Annotated in this window: 17 protein-coding genes; 6 read left to right on the forward strand and 11 right to left on the reverse strand. The window is 68.4% G+C overall.

Translation table 11 applies throughout. The features are described from left to right. Positions 1–8: 8 nt before the first annotated feature. A complete protein-coding gene (locus AB0O76_RS15720) occupies positions 9–617 on the reverse strand; it encodes an ATP-dependent Clp protease proteolytic subunit (protein ID WP_365490371.1) in 609 nt (202 codons plus the stop codon). Between the two features lie 5 nt (positions 618–622). After that, the gene (locus AB0O76_RS15725; protein ID WP_365490374.1) at positions 623–1,282 is read right to left on the reverse strand and encodes an ATP-dependent Clp protease proteolytic subunit; all 660 of its coding nucleotides are present in this window, start codon (positions 1,280–1,282) and stop codon (positions 623–625) included. A 160-nt stretch (positions 1,283–1,442) separates the two neighbouring features. Here AB0O76_RS15725 and AB0O76_RS15730 point away from each other — a divergent pair, with 160 nt between their 5' ends. After that, positions 1,443–3,572, forward strand: coding sequence for a tetratricopeptide repeat protein (locus AB0O76_RS15730; RefSeq protein ID WP_365490377.1), 2,130 nt, complete (start codon positions 1,443–1,445; stop codon positions 3,570–3,572). Between the two features lie 356 nt (positions 3,573–3,928). On the opposite strand, the gene AB0O76_RS15735 is transcribed toward AB0O76_RS15730, so the two are convergent. Together AB0O76_RS15735 and AB0O76_RS15740 are read right to left on the reverse strand one after the other, a co-directional pair. Continuing rightward, entirely contained in the window at positions 3,929–4,144 is a 216-nt protein-coding gene (locus AB0O76_RS15735) for a hypothetical protein (protein ID WP_365490380.1), read from the reverse strand. A gap of 56 nt (positions 4,145–4,200) precedes the next feature. Then, positions 4,201–4,551: a hypothetical protein gene (locus tag AB0O76_RS15740; RefSeq protein ID WP_365490383.1), complete on the reverse strand. Its 351-nt coding sequence runs from the start codon at positions 4,549–4,551 to the stop codon at positions 4,201–4,203. A 439-nt stretch (positions 4,552–4,990) separates the two neighbouring features. Here AB0O76_RS15740 and AB0O76_RS15745 point away from each other — a divergent pair, with 439 nt between their 5' ends. Further along, positions 4,991–6,115: a helix-turn-helix transcriptional regulator gene (locus AB0O76_RS15745; protein WP_365490386.1), complete on the forward strand. Its 1,125-nt coding sequence runs from the start codon at positions 4,991–4,993 to the stop codon at positions 6,113–6,115. Between the two features lie 34 nt (positions 6,116–6,149). Here the strand turns inward: AB0O76_RS15745 and AB0O76_RS15750 are convergent, their stop codons facing one another. The 4 genes from AB0O76_RS15750 to AB0O76_RS15765 form a co-directional block, all read right to left on the reverse strand. Next, on the reverse strand, positions 6,150–7,169 hold the full coding sequence (locus AB0O76_RS15750; RefSeq protein WP_365490389.1) for a DUF4238 domain-containing protein: 1,020 nt from the start codon (positions 7,167–7,169) through the stop codon (positions 6,150–6,152). Positions 7,170–7,317: 148 nt separating this feature from the next. Then, positions 7,318–7,731, reverse strand: coding sequence for a hypothetical protein (locus AB0O76_RS15755; RefSeq protein ID WP_365490392.1), 414 nt, complete (start codon positions 7,729–7,731; stop codon positions 7,318–7,320). A gap of 184 nt (positions 7,732–7,915) precedes the next feature. Further along, on the reverse strand, positions 7,916–8,629 hold the full coding sequence (msrA, locus tag AB0O76_RS15760; protein WP_365490395.1) for a peptide-methionine (S)-S-oxide reductase MsrA: 714 nt from the start codon (positions 8,627–8,629) through the stop codon (positions 7,916–7,918). Positions 8,630–8,722: 93 nt separating this feature from the next. Continuing rightward, the gene (locus AB0O76_RS15765; RefSeq protein WP_365490398.1) at positions 8,723–9,841 is read right to left on the reverse strand and encodes a hypothetical protein; all 1,119 of its coding nucleotides are present in this window, start codon (positions 9,839–9,841) and stop codon (positions 8,723–8,725) included. 102 nt (positions 9,842–9,943) lie between these two features. On the opposite strand from AB0O76_RS15765, the gene AB0O76_RS15770 reads away from it, so the two are divergent. Beyond that, positions 9,944–11,098, forward strand: coding sequence for a cystathionine gamma-synthase (locus AB0O76_RS15770; RefSeq protein WP_365490400.1), 1,155 nt, complete (start codon positions 9,944–9,946; stop codon positions 11,096–11,098). A 48-nt stretch (positions 11,099–11,146) separates the two neighbouring features. Here AB0O76_RS15770 and AB0O76_RS15775 read toward each other — a convergent pair whose 3' ends face one another. From AB0O76_RS15775 to AB0O76_RS15785, 3 genes are all read right to left on the reverse strand, one after another. Beyond that, entirely contained in the window at positions 11,147–11,398 is a 252-nt protein-coding gene (locus AB0O76_RS15775; protein ID WP_365490403.1) for a hypothetical protein, read from the reverse strand. Beyond that, positions 11,395–11,877, reverse strand: coding sequence for a sigma factor-like helix-turn-helix DNA-binding protein (locus AB0O76_RS15780; RefSeq protein ID WP_365490406.1), 483 nt, complete (start codon positions 11,875–11,877; stop codon positions 11,395–11,397). Before AB0O76_RS15780 ends, AB0O76_RS15775 begins: the two co-directional genes overlap by 4 nt. Before the next feature lie 97 nt (positions 11,878–11,974). Beyond that, on the reverse strand, positions 11,975–12,478 hold the full coding sequence (locus AB0O76_RS15785; protein ID WP_365490409.1) for a MarR family transcriptional regulator: 504 nt from the start codon (positions 12,476–12,478) through the stop codon (positions 11,975–11,977). A 145-nt stretch (positions 12,479–12,623) separates the two neighbouring features. Here AB0O76_RS15785 and ilvA point away from each other — a divergent pair, with 145 nt between their 5' ends. The 3 genes from ilvA to AB0O76_RS15800 all read left to right on the forward strand — a co-directional run bounded on the left by ilvA (position 12,624) and on the right by AB0O76_RS15800 (position 15,899). Beyond that, positions 12,624–13,853 carry a threonine ammonia-lyase gene (ilvA, locus tag AB0O76_RS15790; RefSeq protein WP_365490412.1) on the forward strand — a complete coding sequence of 410 codons (1,230 nt, stop codon included), beginning with the start codon at positions 12,624–12,626 and terminating at the stop codon, positions 13,851–13,853. A gap of 166 nt (positions 13,854–14,019) precedes the next feature. After that, a complete protein-coding gene (locus AB0O76_RS15795) occupies positions 14,020–15,033 on the forward strand; it encodes an ATP-binding cassette domain-containing protein (protein WP_365490415.1) in 1,014 nt (337 codons plus the stop codon). Then, entirely contained in the window at positions 15,030–15,899 is an 870-nt protein-coding gene (locus AB0O76_RS15800; RefSeq protein ID WP_365490418.1) for an ABC transporter permease, read from the forward strand. Before AB0O76_RS15795 ends, AB0O76_RS15800 begins: the two co-directional genes overlap by 4 nt. Positions 15,900–16,022 lie beyond the last annotated feature (123 nt).

A 16,022-nucleotide genomic window follows, 5' to 3' on the forward strand; every position in this document is an offset into this window, starting at 1 on the left:
GTGGAAGGTCAGGCGGCGGCGAACAGACTGCGCCGGCTGAGCACTTCATCCGCAAGCCCGTACGCCACCGCCTCCTCGGCGGTGAACACCTTGTCGCGGTCCATGTCCGCACGCAGCGTGGCGACATCGTGCCCCGAGTGCCGGGACAGCACGTCCTCCACCTGCGAGCGGATCCGCACCATCTCCTTGGCCTGGAGGGTGAGATCGGAGACCGTCCCCTGCTGCCCGCCGCTCGCCGGCTGACCGAGCAGCACGCGCGCGTGCTCGAGCACGAACCGCCGCCCGGGATCGCCCCCGGCGAGCAGCACGGCGGCGGTGGAGGCGGCCTGCCCGACGCAGAACGTCGAGATCGGCGCGTTGATGAAGCTCATGGTGTCGTAGATGGCCATGAGCGAAGTGAACGAACCCCCCGGTGAGTTGATGTAGATGGCGACCTCACGCTCGGGGTGGGACGACTCCAGGTGGAGCAGCTGAGCGATGACGACATTGGCCACGCCGTCGTCGATCTCGGTCCCGAGGAAGATGATCCGCTCCGAGAGCAGCCGGCTGTAGATGTCGTACGCGCGCTCGCCCTGCGGGGTGCGCTCGACGACGGTAGGAATCGTGTACTGGCTCATGGCTGTCAGACCCCCAGTCCCATCCGCGGCTTGGTGGCGGCGGGCCGCACATCGGCGAGCGAGTCAAGGACCCTGTCCACCATCCCGTACTCCTTGGCCTGCTCGGCGGTGAACCACCGGTCGCGGTCGCCGTCCCGCGAGATGGTCTCCTCGCTCTGCCCGGTGTGCTCGGCGGTGATCCGCTCGACGGCCTTCTTCGTGAACTCCAGGTTCTCGGCCTGGATCGCGATGTCGGCGGTGGTCCCGCCGATGCCGGCGGACGGCTGATGCATCATGATCCGCGCGTTGGGCAGCGCATACCGCTTCCCCGCGGTGCCGACGGTGAGCAGGAACTGCCCCATGCTGGCGGCGAACCCCATGGCAAGGGTCGACACATCATTCGGGATGAGCCGCATGGTGTCGTAGATCGCGAGCCCGGCGGTGACGGACCCGCCCGGGCTGTTGATGTAGAGACTGATGTCGGTCCGCGGATCCTCGGCGGACAGCAGCAGCATCTGCGCACAGACCCGATTGGCGGAGGCCTCGTCGACCTGCGTGCCGAGGAAGACGATGCGCTGGGTGAGGAGTTGGGCGGCTAGGTGGTCGTCGAAGCGGGACGGAGCGGTGTCCCCGTCCTCACCCCGCGGCCGCGTCACCGCGCCCCAGTCGTTGCCGAGTACTGACATTGCGCCTCCCTGAAGTCCTGCGGCACCCGAGGCCGCGCTCTGACTTCACTGTTGCCCCGCGATGCCGCCGCTGTCAGAGATCTCGGCCTGCGGCAGATTCGCTGAGGGCAGAGGGCCGCTCGCGGGTTGTGGAGCTGCGGACTTCGGTATGACTCTCGAGATGAGACGGCGAACCTGGCAACTCCTTGGCATGTGGGCGGTGTTGGCCCTATGCGGCTTCCTAGGCCTCGGTGGTGTGCTCGTCGCCGGTCTATGGCTGCCGGACGCCTGGGCCTCGGCCGTCGGGGGCGGCGTGACGGCGGTGACCGTGGTGATCGCGGGGCGGGCGAAGCAAGGGCTGGACCGGCAGGCGGAACTACGCCAGAGCCTCCCGGGCAGTACGTCCCTCAGGGGCCACGTCGGCAGCGCCCTGCCCAGGGTCCGCGAGGTGGACGACGCGATCCGCCTCGGCGTCCACCCCGCACGCAGGGACCCGGAGGACGTGCCCTCCGGGGCATTGCCGCGGTACATCCCGCGCGCCGTGGACGAGGCGCTCCGCGAAGCCCTGCGGCACGAGCGCTGCGTCGTGGTGATCGGGGAGTCGACCGCGGGGAAGACCAGGGCGGCGTACGAGGCGATGCGCACGGAGCTCCCGGGGCACAGGCTGGCCGTACCGGCCAACCGGGAGTCGCTCCCCGCGCTGACCGCCTACCTGGCGCAGCAGGGAGCCCCCTCCGTGCTCTGGCTCGACGACATGGAGCGCTTCCTGGGGCTGGGGGGTCTCACCCTCGCGACGGTGGCCGAGCTGAGCGGTGACGGTCGTGTCGGCAGTGGTACGACATTGCTCGCCACCATGCGGACCTCCGAGTACGAGCGGTTCACCGTGCGGGGCGGCGCATGGCCCAACGGCGAGGGACGCGCGGCGTGGCGGGCAGGCCGCGAGCTGCTGGAAGCTTCATGCATCGTGTTCCTGCACAGGCTCTGGTCGCCGGACGAGCTACGGGCGGCCGAGGCGTTCGCGGACGACCCGCGGATCGCCGGAGCGCTGCGGCAGGCGGGCGCCTTCGGCGTTGCCGAAGTGCTCACCGCAGGCCCGGAGTTGCTGCGGGACTGGCAGCGGGCTTGGGCGCCGGGCGTCCACCCGAGGGCTGCCGCGCTCGTCGCCGCAGCGGTCGACTGCCGCCGCGCGGGCGTGGACAGCCCCGTCCCGCGCGAACTCCTCGAGGAACTGCACCACCACTACCTGCGCGCCCGCGGAGGTCATGCGCTGCGGCCCGAGCCCCTGGAAGAGGCGTGGGAGTGGGCGCTCGACCCGGTCCACGGGGCCAGCAGTCTCCTGATCCCGGCAGGACCGAGTGACGAGGAGCCGCGCTACCTCGCCTTCGACTACCTCATCGACAAGACCTCCCACGACCCCGTGCCACAGGAGATCTGGACGCTGCTCGTCAGCAGGGCGGCACCGGTACAGGTGCGGCGGGTGGCGAACGAGGCGTACTGGCGTGTACGGACGGCGTTTCACGCGGCGGTCGATTCCGGCGCCGTCGACGACGTGTACGCGCAGTCGAGCGCGCTGGCCGACCGGGGCGACTACGCGGGTGCGATCGGCCGCCTCACCCAGGTATTGGAGGACCTGGCGGACCGGGAGGACATGGAAGCCGAAGGTGACGCGGCGGACTCGGACGGATCGGCCCCCGTCCCGGAGTCCGATCCTGCGCACGCCGACCCGGACGCTTCGGAATCCCTCTGGTCGAAGCGAAAGACGCTCCGGCACCAGATCGCCTTCTTTCACATGCGCGCCGGACACCTCACCGAGGCGCAGGAGGCCTTCCGCGCGCTGCTGTCCGAGTCGGAGGCGAGGCTTCCCGCGGACGACGAGTATCTGCAGGTCGTCAGGCACAACCTGGCCTCGTGCGCCCGGCGGAGCGGTGATCTGCCCGGAGCGCTGTCACAGTTCCGCCGGATACTCGCGGACCGAGAGCGCTACCTCGGGCCGACTGCCATGAACACGCTGGACACCCGCCGGGTGATCGCCCGCCTCGTCTGCGAGATGGGCGACCCCGCGGAGGCGCTCCGGCAGGCCAGGGACGTTCTGCAGGCGGAGGAGGAAGCCCTGGGAAAGGACCACACGAACGTGCTCCAGACGCGGTGCGTCATCGCCACGTTCCTGGCCGCGTCCGGCGACCATGCCGCGGCGGCCGACGCGCTCGCCGGATGTCTCCCGGACCTGATCAGCGCGCTGGGGGACGGGCACCCGGACGTGCGGAAGGCCCGCGAGGAACTGGCGGACTTCCGGAGTCGGGCGGTTACTTGAGCGGCCCCGGTCGCGCGTGCCGTTGGACCCTTGTGACCGACCAGGCTTCCAGTCTCCTACGGCGTTGTCCCGCTCACCCGCTAGTTCGAGGTAGGTCGCGTGCAGTTCATCCCCTCGTTCTGCCACCGGTTTTGGCGGTGCCTTGCGGCAGTTCGGGCCACCGCGCACCAATACCCCAGCTCAGGCCCACACCTAGTAGGGCAGAGGAGATCACAGCAGTCACGGGCACGGCGCGACCCGGCTCTCTCAACAGGGCGGGAGAACCGGGGCCGCAGGAGTAGGCCGGGGGAACATGCACCTATCTCCCTTCCCTCAAGACGAGGGAAGCCAATCGAACGGGACTGGCGGAGACAGCCTCACCCTGCTCTACGTCGGCGGGCAGCTCCACCCACCGCAGGATCAGTGATCGCGGCGCTGAAGAACTGAAACGCCGACAGCTCATAGCCGGTATGGCGCGTCATGCCTGCGTGCTTGAGACACCACAACTGCGCCTCATCCGGATCGGCCGCATCCACCGAGTGATCGCTACAGACGAGACACTTGCCGACATGCCGCACGCTCATCGCGGGCATGGCCGCCAGCGTCCATTCGAGAGGCACATAGCGGCCCCGTGGCGTGCCGCCCCCGCTCACCCGGACGCCCCTGCCGGAAGCTTCGGCCCCTCGTCGTCCCCGTTATCGCCGTCGTCCACGTTGAGTTGATCGAACGCCGACAAGCGATCTCCCCGGCTCTCTGCGATCCGGTGAACCTCCCGGAGTGACTCGGTCAAGCGGGCAGCCACGAAACGGAGTTCCTCAGGCGTGGCCTTGGGGTCAGCGAGCGTGTCCGCCGCATGCCCGAGAAGATCGGCCGCCATGCCCAGCTGGACACTCTCGATGCTGTCGGCCAGGCGCGACATGAAGCCCGTACCCGGACCCACCAGAACGCAAGGGTTCCCCTCCAGCGTCGACCACGGCAGCAACCGAGTCTGATTCGTCATGCCGTCACCTCCACCCCATGGATCAGACGTGGGCCGACATCCACGCCGTGCACGGCCAGCCACAGCGCACGCTGCCGACGCTCTTCCTGCCGCCGCTCGAAGGCGACGAGGTACGGACGTACTAGACCGACGTCCTCGCCCCGCAGTACGGGCACGCGCGGCAGAGGCCGGGTCGGCGTATCGGTGGACGGTCCGGACGAGGCCGATTCAGGGAACCGGTGGCGTCCGTCAGAGGGAAGCAGGAGTGTTAACAACAGCTCGAAGATTCGGGCGATACAGTCCGGCATGTCGGCGCTCCAATCAGCGTTGACCACGCCCCGGGGCCGGTCGCACGGTCGCCGGGTCTGTCTCGCCATCCTTGTCGCGTGACGTGCACTGTCGGGAGTTGACAGCCGTTGACAGCTACTCTGGAGAGCACGGTCAACACCAGGGGAAGCACATGAGCGCCGAATTCGGCCCACGGCTCCGCGCACTCCTCACGGACAGAGGCATTACCTTGAGGGGCACTGCCCGCGCCCTCAACTACAACGTGGCCTATATCTCCCGTGTCACCAACGGTCGTCAACGTCCTTCAGCGCAACTTGCCGAAGCGCTGGACGAACTGCTACAGGCCGACGGGGAGTTGGTGCGACTTGCCACGCCCGTGACACCACTGGAGTCGATGGAAGAGCCGACTGGCCCAGCTTCCGACATCGCACATATGAAAGCCAGTGCCGAACACATCCTCAAGCATGCTGACCGCTATGGCGGAGATGCCGTAGCACCCGTCGCAGTTCAGGTTTGGCAGTCCGCTCAGCGCAAACTTGATGCCGGGGAAATCCCGGAAACGGCCCAGCGAGGCTATGTGGCTGCCGTGGCAGAAGCCGCTGAAGTCGCTGGATGGCTGCTCTTTGATTCCGGTGATCGTGTAGCGGCACGCAACGCGTTCCTCGAATCACACATGCTGGCCCGGCATGCTGGAGAACGGGCCATGGAATGGTTCGCCCTGGACATGCTTGCCATGCTCGACACTGAATGTAGCCGCCCCGGCGGGGTGCGACGCATCACCGATGAGCTGTTGTCGCAGTCCCGGATTCCTCCGCGTGTAGCACTCCTAGCGCGTGTCAGGCGAGGCAGGGCGCTCGCTCAGATAGGAGATCGTCAGCGAGCTCTGACCGACTTGGACGCAGCCCGAGGGGGAGTGGAAGAGTCCCTGAGTGCACGTGATCCCAAGTGGGCATGGTGGGTGAACCAGCAGGAAATTGGAGGGCACTTAGGGCATGTCCTCTTGAGTCTCGCGGATTTGAACGCGGCGATCCTCAAGTTCCAAAGCGCACTCGAACATGCAACACCACGGGGCGTCATGCTGTATCGCATTGAGCTCTTGCACAGCTACGTAAGAGCCAAAGCGTGGAGGGAAGCTGAAGAGGAAATCCACGAGATCTCACCCCTCCTCAGCACCATCACCTCGGGGAGGAACCGACTTCTCTTGCGGGACGCATTGCAGGTCGTCGATCGAGCCTCTGGGGTGCCGGTAGGCCTGGCGGCTCTCGTCAGAGACACAGCGGCAACGATCAGCCTGTGAGGGGTATCGACCGCCCCCGACGCCCATCACAGCACTAGCTAGGCGGGCGAGCGTCAGGCGGCGGATCCGCCGGGGGTGCTGCCTTGAAGGCGTCCGATGGACCGTCGGGCAACAGGTAGTGCTCCGGCGGCTGGCTGAACATCATCTCGCGGTCTCGCGGCGGCGGGAGTTCGATCCCTTGCAGGGGGTTGTCGTCAGGGTGGTGGTACAACTCCCTGCGTGCGTTGTACGCGAAGCGCTGGTTCAGCTCCTTGGCTAGCTTCGTGTGGGGTCGTACGAAGAAGTCGTCGGGCCCCGGCGGTGCCATCATGATGACCGTCCGCCGGTCGATCGGAATGAGCACCGCAGCTGCGTTGCCGACGCCGACGCCGAGAAAGCTCGGCACGTCCTCCCCGCGCACTAGCGTCACCGGGTGATCCGGAATGAGCAGTGGTCGGTGCTCGAACTGAATCAGGCCCCAGGCGCGAGCCATGAACACCTCGTACGCCGTTTTCATGGACTGGGCCATCGACAGTATGTGGTCGTTGACCGACTTCTCGGCGTAGTAGCCGTCGAAGTCAGTCAGCTCCCTCCACAGTGCCTCGACCTTTTCATTCGAGACGGGCCCCGTAGAGGACTCATCGAGGCGCCTGCGGATCTCGGGCTTACCGCCAACGGCGATCAGAACCTTGTTGATGTGATCGGCGATCTCGTTGTGTGCCTTACGGGCGGCAGGTATCCGTGCGTGCTGCGCAGCGATCCACTCGGCAAGCACCGCCCGTTCTTCAATCGGTAGAGGCCATGTCCCGTCGATGACCTTGTGGAGAACCCATGCCGCCTTCCCCTCCAGCTTGGAAAGCAGGTCCTCCACCGTGTCATCGAGCTGGCCCGACGCATCCCTCGTCGAATAGAAGTCGCGGTGGACGGTGACGTCGCCGATCCCGACCGGGCGCCGCTCGCCCCCGTTCAGGGGGACACGAATGAGCTGCTCACCGTCGGCGAACCGTCGCAAAAGCAGACGCGGCACAGTGTGGTGGCGGCGTTTCAGCTGCGACTTCCCGGAGGAATTGCTCATGTCATGACGATACGGGCGGTTCCTGGCGTCGTCATAGTCTTTTCGGGGGCTCAGCTATCGGAAGGAGCCGGAGCGATCCCGGTCGGGCAGGCCCGACCCCAGTTCGTCCCAGACGGGCTGTCCAGTTCAAGGCCGGGCTGCCGATGCGTCAGGCGGCGACGCCAGGTATCAGCGCCACCAGCCCGGACAGAAAACTGCCTGCTGCTGCCAACGTGACGAGGGTGGCCTTGCCATCTGAGAACAGGCCTGAGCAGAACTCACGTACCCGCCGTCGGAAGATCAGCATCTTGAGCTTCTGCCATCGATGCTGGTGGATATGACAGCCCATGAGGATGCCGGTTGCGTTGTTTCGGCAGCCGTCCTTCCGTCCTCTGACTGGAGCTCCGCAGGTCACCGGGGCTTGGAAGAAGGACCAGAGGAGGACAACGGCGGACAAGGCGATGATCGCTGCCGGGCCTGCGGCCTCATTGATCCACGCGGCGATGAGTAAGGCGCCAGCCAAGTCGCCCCACCACTGCCTTAGACCGCCAAGCAGACTGCCTCTTGCCCCCGAAGTCGCCATGTCTGTAATCGTGGCGGTGAGCTTGATGATTCACGCAGTAAGTGGGCGGTATGGCCGAATATGGCTTCAGGACGGCTAGGGCCTTGCGCAGCCACCACACTTGAACGATGCGTGGAACGGCTGTGCCGCTGTGCTGACTCACAGTCGGCGGCACAGTCTGTTCGGTCGAGCGGGACCTGAAGGCCTACTGCTCCGAGGCCTGAGGTGCCGGGGCGATTCCCGTCGGGCAGGCGCGGCCCCAGTTCGTCTCCGACGGGCTGTCCAGGGTGACGCCCGTGCCGCCGATTCCGCAGTAGCCGTCCGGGTTCTTGTCCAGGTACTGCTGGTGGTAGCCCTCGGCCGGCCAGAACGTACGGTTCTCCGCCGGGAGGACCGTTGTGGTGATCGTGCCGTGGCCCGAGGACGTGAGGACCTGCTGGTAGGCGTCTCGGGAGGCCTCCGCCGCTGACTCCTGGGCTGCGGAGTGGGTGTAGATCGCCGAGCGGTACTGGGTGCCCACGTCGTTGCCCTGGCGGAAGCCCTGCGTGGGGTTGTGGGACTCCCAGAAGAGCTTCAGGAGCGTCGCGTACGAGACGCGGGTGGGGTCGAAGACTACGCGGACCGCCTCCGTGTGGCCGGTCAGGCCCGAGCAGACCTCTTCGTAGGAGGGGTTCTCCGTGTAGCCGCCCTGGTAGCCGACGTACGTTGTCCAGACTCCCTCCGTCTGCCAGAACTTGCGCTCCGCGCCCCAGAAGCAGCCCAGCGCGAAGTCCGCGATCTCCAGGCCTTCGGGGTACGGGCCGAGCAGGGGGTTGCCGAGGACCGTGTGGCGGGAGGGGACCTCGAACTCGGGGGTGGCGCGGCCCTTCAGGGCCTGCTCGGGGGTGGGGAGCTCGGGCGTGCGGCTGCCGAAGAGCATGGGAGTCGTTCCTCCTGGAGCGGGGCGTACGCGGTGGGTGCGTGCGGCCCTTACGTCAACGTGTGCGGGGGGTGCCGCATTCCTGCGCCGGTATCAGTGCGGCAGCGTTGCCGGGCTGCCGCCGTTCGCCTCGTAGCCCCCGACCGCGAGCGCGCGGTACACCGTGTAGTCCGCGGCCGGGTCGGAGGACAGGGTCCAGGGGAGCGCGCCCACGTGGCCGTCGACGTGCACCAGCTGGTGCATCGCCTCCGCCCAGCGCTCGCTGCGGACCAGGAAGAAGATCAGGAGGTGGCGCACATGCGCCAGCATCGGGTCGTCCGGGCGGGCCGAGTGGACGGCGAAGAGCGCGCCCTCGACGGCCTTCGTGACGACCTCGCTCTGGTAGAAGCCCCGGACCAGATTGACCTCGGGCAGGTGCTCGTACACCGCGAACAGCGGGAGCGCGGACAGGAGCGAGCCCTTGGGGGCGCGGGCCGCCGCGGCCTCCGCGAAGTTGTACGCGAGGTCACGCGAGCCGTGCCACTTCTCGCACCAGTAGTGCAGGGCCGCCAGATGCGCGCCCATGTGCGCGGGCGAGCGGTCGAGGATCTTCAGCCACAGCTGCTCGAACTCCTCGCGCGGGTACGCGAGTCCGCGGGCGATGGAGAGCTCGATGATGTACGGGACGGGGTCCCCGGGGGAGAGAAGCGCCGCCTGCGAGCAGGCCTCCTTCGCCTCCTCCAGGATGATCCGGAACTCGTCCGTGCCGGACGTCGAGGACCGCCAGGCCTGCTGGACCAGGAACTCCGCGTGCACCGCCGCGCCGCCCGCGTCCTTGGGCGCCTCGGCACGCCACACCCGCAGCCACTGCCCGCCGGGGTTGTCACTGACCCCGCCCGGTCGCTGCGCAAGCTCCAGGGACGCCGCTCCGGCGAACGCCTGCACACGCTGCCAGCGCACCTCGCCGTGCACCTCCGTGCCCGCGAGCAGCTGCGACGCGGCCTTCCAGCTCTGCGAGCCCTGGACGACATCGAGCACGTCCAGGAGGTCGCGGTCCGGGCCCGGCATGCGGATGTCCAGCTCCTCCTGGAGCGCGAAGCCGTAGTCCGCCGGGTCCGCGGCGTCCGGCGAACCGGGCGCGACCTGGCGGATTCCGCCGCGCCTGCGCAGCAGGAACGGGCCAAGAACCGCCCCAATCATGATCGCCGCCATCAGCACCCAGAGAATCTCCATGCCTACAAGCGAACCAGACGGGTCTGACACTTGGCGAACCAGTCTCGAACTCGACCCTGGAACTCGCCGGTGCACGCCTGTCCCGCATTAGGCTCTGGCCGCATGAGTGACATGCACAGCAGGCAGAGTTTCGAGACCGTCGCGATCCACGCGGGCAACACCGCGGATCCGCTGACCGGCGCCGTCGTACCGCCGATCTACCAGGTGTCGACGTACAAGCAGGACGGCGTCGGCGGGCTGCGCGGCGGCTACGAATACAGCCGCAGCGCGAACCCCACCCGTACCGCCCTTGAGGAGAACCTGGCCGCGCTGGAGGGCGGTCGGCGCGGGCTCGCCTTCGCGTCGGGCCTCGCCGCCGAGGACTGCCTTCTGCGTACGCTGCTCAGCCCCGGTGACCACGTGGTCATCCCCAATGACGCGTACGGCGGCACCTTCCGGCTCTTCGCGAAGGTCGTCTCGCGGTGGGGCGTCGAGTGGTCGGTCGCCGACACATCGGACCCGGCGGCGGTGCGGGCGGCGCTGACCGACCGTACGAAGGTCATCTGGGTGGAGACGCCCTCCAACCCGCTGCTCGGCATCACCGACATCGCGGCCGTCGCGCAGATCGCCAAGGAGGCGGGGGCCCGCCTCGTCGTCGACAACACCTTCGCGAGCCCCTACCTCCAGCAGCCGCTCTCGCTCGGCGCGGACATCGTCGTGCACTCCCTGACGAAGTACATGGGCGGGCACTCGGACGTGGTGGGCGGCGCGCTGGTCGTCGACGACGCGGATCTCGGGGAGGAGCTGGCGTACCACCAGAACGCGATGGGGGCGGTGGCCGGGCCCTTCGACGCGTGGCTCGTCCTGCGGGGCATCAAGACGCTGGCCGTCCGGATGGACCGGCACAGCGAGAACGCGACGAAGGTCGCGGAGATGCTGACGCGGCACGCGCGCGTGACACGTGTTCTCTACCCAGGGCTTCCGGAGCACGCCGGGCACGAGATCGCCGCGAAGCAGATGAAGGCGTTCGGCGGGATGGTGTCCTTCCAGGTGGAGGGCGGCGAGGAGGCGGCGGTCGCGGTGTGCGACCGCGCGAAGCTGTTCACCCTGGGGGAGTCGCTCGGCGGCGTCGAGTCGTTGATCGAGCACCCCGGGCGGATGACGCACGCCTCTGCGGCGGGCTCGGCGCTGGAGGTTCCGGCGGATCTCGTGCGCCTCTCCGTAGGCATCGAGTCGGCGGACGATCTCCTGGCGGACCTGCAGCAGGCGCTGGGCTAGGACGCTGGAGGGGCTGAAACGGGCTGAAAGATTCAGCCCCTCCGGTGTTCACCACCGCGTCAGCGGTGGAGTCGTCTCGGACGGTGGGTCCACCCACGGCTGGGTCAGGGACGCCCAGATCACGAAAGCCACCGTCGCCGCCAGAAGGAAGAGCCACAGGAGGCGCCGGAACGCGCGGCGCCTCCGTAGCTGGCGGGTGCCCCGGCGGACCGCCTCTTCGTAGAGCCCGGCAGGGACCGTCGGCGCCGCGCCTTCCAGGAGTTGGCGGACCGCTGCCTCATTGCGATCGTGCTGGCTCATGACGGCGCCGCCTCCCCGAGGGGAAGCGGCGGCGCGGGCCCACGCGGGGGATGCAGCACCGCGGCCATCGCGCGGGTACAGATCACCCGCACCCGGTCCGGCGGCAGCCCGAGCAGCGCCGCCGTCTGCTCCTCGGCGACACCCTCGTACAGGCGCAGCACCAGGATCAGGCGCTCCTGCGGCGAGAGCCGGGCCAGGACACCGCCACGGCCCCGGTGCCTGCGCCAGGCCCCGCGCGCGAAACGGATCGCCAGCTGCTTGCGGGTGCGGTCGTAGGGGTCCTCGCCCCGCATCCGGTCCCACGTCGCGTACGTGTGCGCGAGGGAAGCGGTCAGCAGGGCACGCGCGCGTGGATTGGCGTCCGGCAGTTCACTGGTGAGCAGTGTCGCGGCATGCAGCAGCCGCCCTGCCGCGCCCGCGACGAACGCCTCGAACTCCCGGGCCCGGCGGGCGTCGATGAACGCCTGCCGTTCGCGCACCGCGCCTCCCGCCTGGCGGAAAAACGGCTCTCCGGTCTCATATGAGGCCAGGCACATGGCCGGGGTCAAGAGGCGGGCACCGCCCGGAAAAGACGCCTCAGGAAGCGGGCGCCTCCGGAGGCGCCTGCGCCATCTGCCGGGCCGACAGCGCGGAATTGAAGCGCGTGAGGAGCGTGCAGAAGCTCTCGCGCTCCTCCGCGGCCCAGTCCTCCGTCAGTTCGGCCATGAGGTCACGCCGCGAGGAGCGCACCTCGTTGAGGCGCGCCTCGCCGCGGGGGGACAGCTGGAGGACCACCGCGCGGCCGTCCTCGGGGTGCGATGTGCGCTTGACGAGACCCGTGTCGACCAGCGGGGCGACCTGCCGGGTGACCGTCGAGGAGTCGATGCCCATGCTCGCCGCGAGCGCCTTGACGCCCATCGGGCCTTCCTTGTCCAGCCGGTTGAGCAGCAGATACGCGGCACGGTCCATGGAGTTGCGGACCTGTCCCACGCCGCCGAGACGCGTCTGCTCGGCACGGCGGGCGAAGACCGCCACCTGGTGCTGCAGCGCGTCGAGGAGGCCGGGATCGCTGGCGGTCGTCATGTCCGGAGTTGTGGGCATGGCCGGGGGCTCACTTCATGCGAGGGCGATGGGTTGGGGGACAGGTTACGCGGCCGGGCGGCGGGGCGTACCAGCGCTGCGCAAACCAGTCTCGGCACGTGGTCACCACAGGAGGACCCCGGTGTGAACTGGGAGACTGACGGTCATGAGCTACCGCACGCCTGACTCCTTGCTGTCGGTCACCCTCGACGACGTGCGAGGCGCCCAGAAGATGCTCTCAGGAGTGTCGAGAGTGACGGCGATGGAAGGCAGCAGGCATCTGTCGCAGCTGGTCGGTGCGCCGGTCCACTTCAAGTGCGAGAACCTCCAGCGGACGGGTTCCTTCAAGCTGCGCGGGGCGTACGTACGGATCGCGGGCCTGCTCCCCGAGGAGCGCGCGGCCGGGGTCGTGGCCGCGAGCGCGGGCAATCACGCGCAGGGTGTGGCGCTCGCGTCCTCGCTGCTCGGGGTGCGGTCGACGGTGTTCATGCCGGTGGGCGCGCCGCTGCCCAAGGTCGCGGCGACGCGGGACTACGGCGCGGAGGTGCGGCTGCACGGCCAGGTGGTCGACGAGACGCTCGCCGCGGCGCAGGAGTACGCGCGCGAGACGGGCGCGGTGTTCATCCACCCCTTCGACCACCCCGACATCATCGCGGGGCAGGGCACGGTCGGCCTGGAGATCCTGGAGCAGTGCCCCGAGGTGCGCACGCTGGTCGTGGGCGTCGGCGGCGGCGGGCTCGCGGCGGGCATCGCGGTCGCGGTGAAGGCGCTGCGCCCGGACGTGAAGGTGATCGGCGTGCAGGCGGCGGGCTCGGCGGCGTATCCGCCCTCGCTCGCGGCCGGGCACCCGGTGTCCATACCGAATCCGTCGACGATGGCGGACGGGATCAAGGTCGGGCGCCCCGGCGATGTGCCGTTCGAGATCATCGACGACCTGCTCGACGACGTCGTCACCGTCTCCGAGGACGAGCTGTCCAGTGCGCTGCTGCTCTGCCTGGAGCGGGCCAAGATGGTCGTCGAGCCCGCGGGCGCGAGCCCCGTCGCGGCGCTCCTGAGCCGGCCGCGGGACTTCGAGGGCCCGGTGGTGGCGCTCCTGTCGGGCGGCAATGTGGACCCGCTCCTGATACAGCGGATCCTGCGCCACGGCATGGCGGCCGCGGGCCGCTATCTGTCGCTGCGGCTGCGCCTGACGGACCGGCCCGGCGCCCTGGCCACGCTGCTCGGGGTGCTTTCGGTGCTGGATGCCAACGTCCTCGACGTGAGTCATGTACGCACCGATCCCCGGCTCGGACTCACGGAGGCGGAGGTGGAGTTGCACCTGGAGACGAAGGGTCCTGTGCACTGCGCCGAGGTGGGCGTGGCCCTGCGCGAGGCGGGCTACACGGTCATCGGCTGAGTCGCCGGCCGCTATTTCGCGTTATCCACAGGCTCCGCGAAAGCAGTTGAGGCGACACGATGTATCGCGTTATGGTGTGTCTCACGTCACTGGTCGCCGGGCGGGCCAAGCCCGGCAAATCTAAGATTTTCCGCAGGAAGTCACCCAAACCACTGGGGGAGCTCACATGCCAGGCGCCATCTACGCCGAAGGTCTGGTGAAGACCTTCGGCGACGTAAAGGCTCTGGACGGCGTCGATCTGGATGTCCCGGAAGGCACCGTGCTCGGCCTCCTCGGGCCGAACGGCGCGGGCAAGACCACGGCAGTGCGCTGTCTGACGACGCTCCTGACGCCGGACAGCGGCAGGGCGGTCGTCGCGGGTATCGACGTACTGAAGCATCCGAACGAAGTGCGGCGCTCGATCGGCCTCTCCGGCCAGTTCGCCGCCGTCGACGAATACCTGACGGGCCGCGAGAACCTCCAGATGGTGGGCCAGCTCTACCAGATGAAGGCCAAGGAGGCGAAGGTCAGGGCGGGCGAGCTGCTCGACCGGTTCAACTTGGCGGACGCCGCGGACCGCCCCTCCAAGACGTACTCGGGCGGTATGCGCCGCCGCCTCGACCTCGCGGCCGCGCTCGTCGTCTCGCCCCCGGTGATGTTCATGGACGAGCCGACGACGGGACTCGACCCGCGCAACCGCCAGCAGCTCTGGGAAGTCATCGAGGAGCTGGTCTCGGGCGGCACGACCCTGCTGCTCACCACCCAGTACCTCGAAGAGGCCGACCACCTGGCGCACGACATCTGCGTCGTCGACCACGGCCGGGTCATCGCCCGCGGCACCTCCGACCAGCTCAAGGCGCAGACCGGCGGCGAGCGCGTCGAGGTCGTGGTGCACGAGCGCGAGCACATCACCCCGGCGACGGAGGTCCTGCGCAGCCTCGGCAAGGGCGAGGTCGCCGTCGAGAACCACACCCGCAAGCTCACGGTCCCGGTCACCGGCGGCGCCAAGCTGCTCGCCGAGGTCATCCGCGACCTGGACACCCGCGGGGTCGAGATCGACGACATCGGGCTGCGCCGCCCGACCCTCGACGACGTGTTCCTCTCGCTGACCGGCCATGTGGCCGCGGTGGACGAAGCGGGCGGCAATGGGAACGGCGTGCAGGACGCGAAGCCGGAGTTCACGAAGGAGGCCGACAAGTGAGTGCCGTATCCGACACTCGACCGCTCCTGGCGCCTCGCCCTAAGGGCGGCATCGGCCAGTCGGTCAGGGATTCGCTGGTCGTGGCACGCAGGAACCTGATTCGCATGACCAGGATTCCTGAAATGATCCTCTTCGGGGTCATTCAGCCGGTGATGTTCGTTGTGCTGTTCACGTACGTCTTCGGCGGTTCCATCAACATTCCAGGTGCGCCCGCCGGAAGCGCGAGTGCCTACAAGGAATTCCTGATGGCGGGCATCTTCGCGCAGACCGTCACGTTCGCCACGGCGGGCGCCGGCGCGGGCATCGCCGACGACATGCACAAGGGCCTGATAGACCGCTTCCGGTCGCTGCCCATGGCGCGTGGCGCCGTTCTCACCGGTCGCACCCTCGCGGATCTGGTGCAGACGGCTGTGACCTTGGCCGTGCTTGCGGTGGTGGCCCTGATCGTCGGCTGGCGCACGCACGAGAACATGGGCAAGGTCCTTGCGGGCTTCGGCCTGCTGCTCCTGCTCGGCTACGCGTTCACCTGGATCGGTGCACTGATCGGCCTGTCCGTGCGCACCCCCGAAGCGGCGACCTCGGGAGGGCTGATCTGGCTGTTTCCGCTGACGTTCATCTCGAACGCGTTCGTGCCGGTCAACGGCATGCCGAGGTTTCTTCAGTACGTCGCCGAGTGGAACCCGTTCAGTGCCACGGTGGCGGCGGCGCGAGAGCTGTTCGGCAACACGATCGAGGGTGTTCCGAAGTCAGTCACCGGAGCTTGGCCGATGGAGCACCCCGTCTGGGCTTCGCTGATCTGGTCCGTGCTCATCATCGTGGCGTTCCGCACGCTCGCGGTCCGCAAGTACCGCCGGGCGGACGGTTGATCACGCTCCAGAGGCGTAGAGATGCCTGCGAAGTGATCTGACTCACACGCTGTCACAGAGGTCGATCAGGCGGTGTCTTGTGCTCGAACCGCTCGAACCGCTCGAGCTGCTCGAAACGAGGGA

The organism is Streptomyces sp. NPDC086554, from assembly GCF_040686095.1.
GTDB lineage: Bacteria > Actinomycetota > Actinomycetes > Streptomycetales > Streptomycetaceae > Streptomyces.

Excerpts from the sequence above, each read along its gene's own strand:
- AB0O76_RS15765 (WP_365490398.1), bottom strand. The coding sequence starts at position 9,841 with ATGGAGATTCTCTGGGTGCTGATGGCGGCGATCATGATTGGGGCGGTT.
- msrA (WP_365490395.1), bottom strand. The coding sequence starts at position 8,629 with ATGCTCTTCGGCAGCCGCACGCCCGAGCTCCCCACCCCCGAGCAGGCC.
- AB0O76_RS15725 (WP_365490374.1), bottom strand. The coding sequence starts at position 1,282 with ATGTCAGTACTCGGCAACGACTGGGGCGCGGTGACGCGGCCGCGGGGT.
- AB0O76_RS15745 (WP_365490386.1), top strand. The coding sequence starts at position 4,991 with ATGAGCGCCGAATTCGGCCCACGGCTCCGCGCACTCCTCACGGACAGA.
- AB0O76_RS15750 (WP_365490389.1), bottom strand. The coding sequence starts at position 7,169 with ATGAGCAATTCCTCCGGGAAGTCGCAGCTGAAACGCCGCCACCACACT.
- AB0O76_RS15740 (WP_365490383.1), bottom strand. The coding sequence starts at position 4,551 with ATGACGAATCAGACTCGGTTGCTGCCGTGGTCGACGCTGGAGGGGAAC.
- AB0O76_RS15785 (WP_365490409.1), bottom strand. The coding sequence starts at position 12,478 with ATGCCCACAACTCCGGACATGACGACCGCCAGCGATCCCGGCCTCCTC.
- AB0O76_RS15795 (WP_365490415.1), top strand. The coding sequence starts at position 14,020 with ATGCCAGGCGCCATCTACGCCGAAGGTCTGGTGAAGACCTTCGGCGAC.
- AB0O76_RS15755 (WP_365490392.1), bottom strand. The coding sequence starts at position 7,731 with ATGGCGACTTCGGGGGCAAGAGGCAGTCTGCTTGGCGGTCTAAGGCAG.
- AB0O76_RS15730 (WP_365490377.1), top strand. The coding sequence starts at position 1,443 with ATGAGACGGCGAACCTGGCAACTCCTTGGCATGTGGGCGGTGTTGGCC.
- AB0O76_RS15775 (WP_365490403.1), bottom strand. The coding sequence starts at position 11,398 with ATGAGCCAGCACGATCGCAATGAGGCAGCGGTCCGCCAACTCCTGGAA.
- ilvA (WP_365490412.1), top strand. The coding sequence starts at position 12,624 with ATGAGCTACCGCACGCCTGACTCCTTGCTGTCGGTCACCCTCGACGAC.
- AB0O76_RS15735 (WP_365490380.1), bottom strand. The coding sequence starts at position 4,144 with ATGCCCGCGATGAGCGTGCGGCATGTCGGCAAGTGTCTCGTCTGTAGC.
- AB0O76_RS15720 (WP_365490371.1), bottom strand. The coding sequence starts at position 617 with ATGAGCCAGTACACGATTCCTACCGTCGTCGAGCGCACCCCGCAGGGC.
- AB0O76_RS15770 (WP_365490400.1), top strand. The coding sequence starts at position 9,944 with ATGAGTGACATGCACAGCAGGCAGAGTTTCGAGACCGTCGCGATCCAC.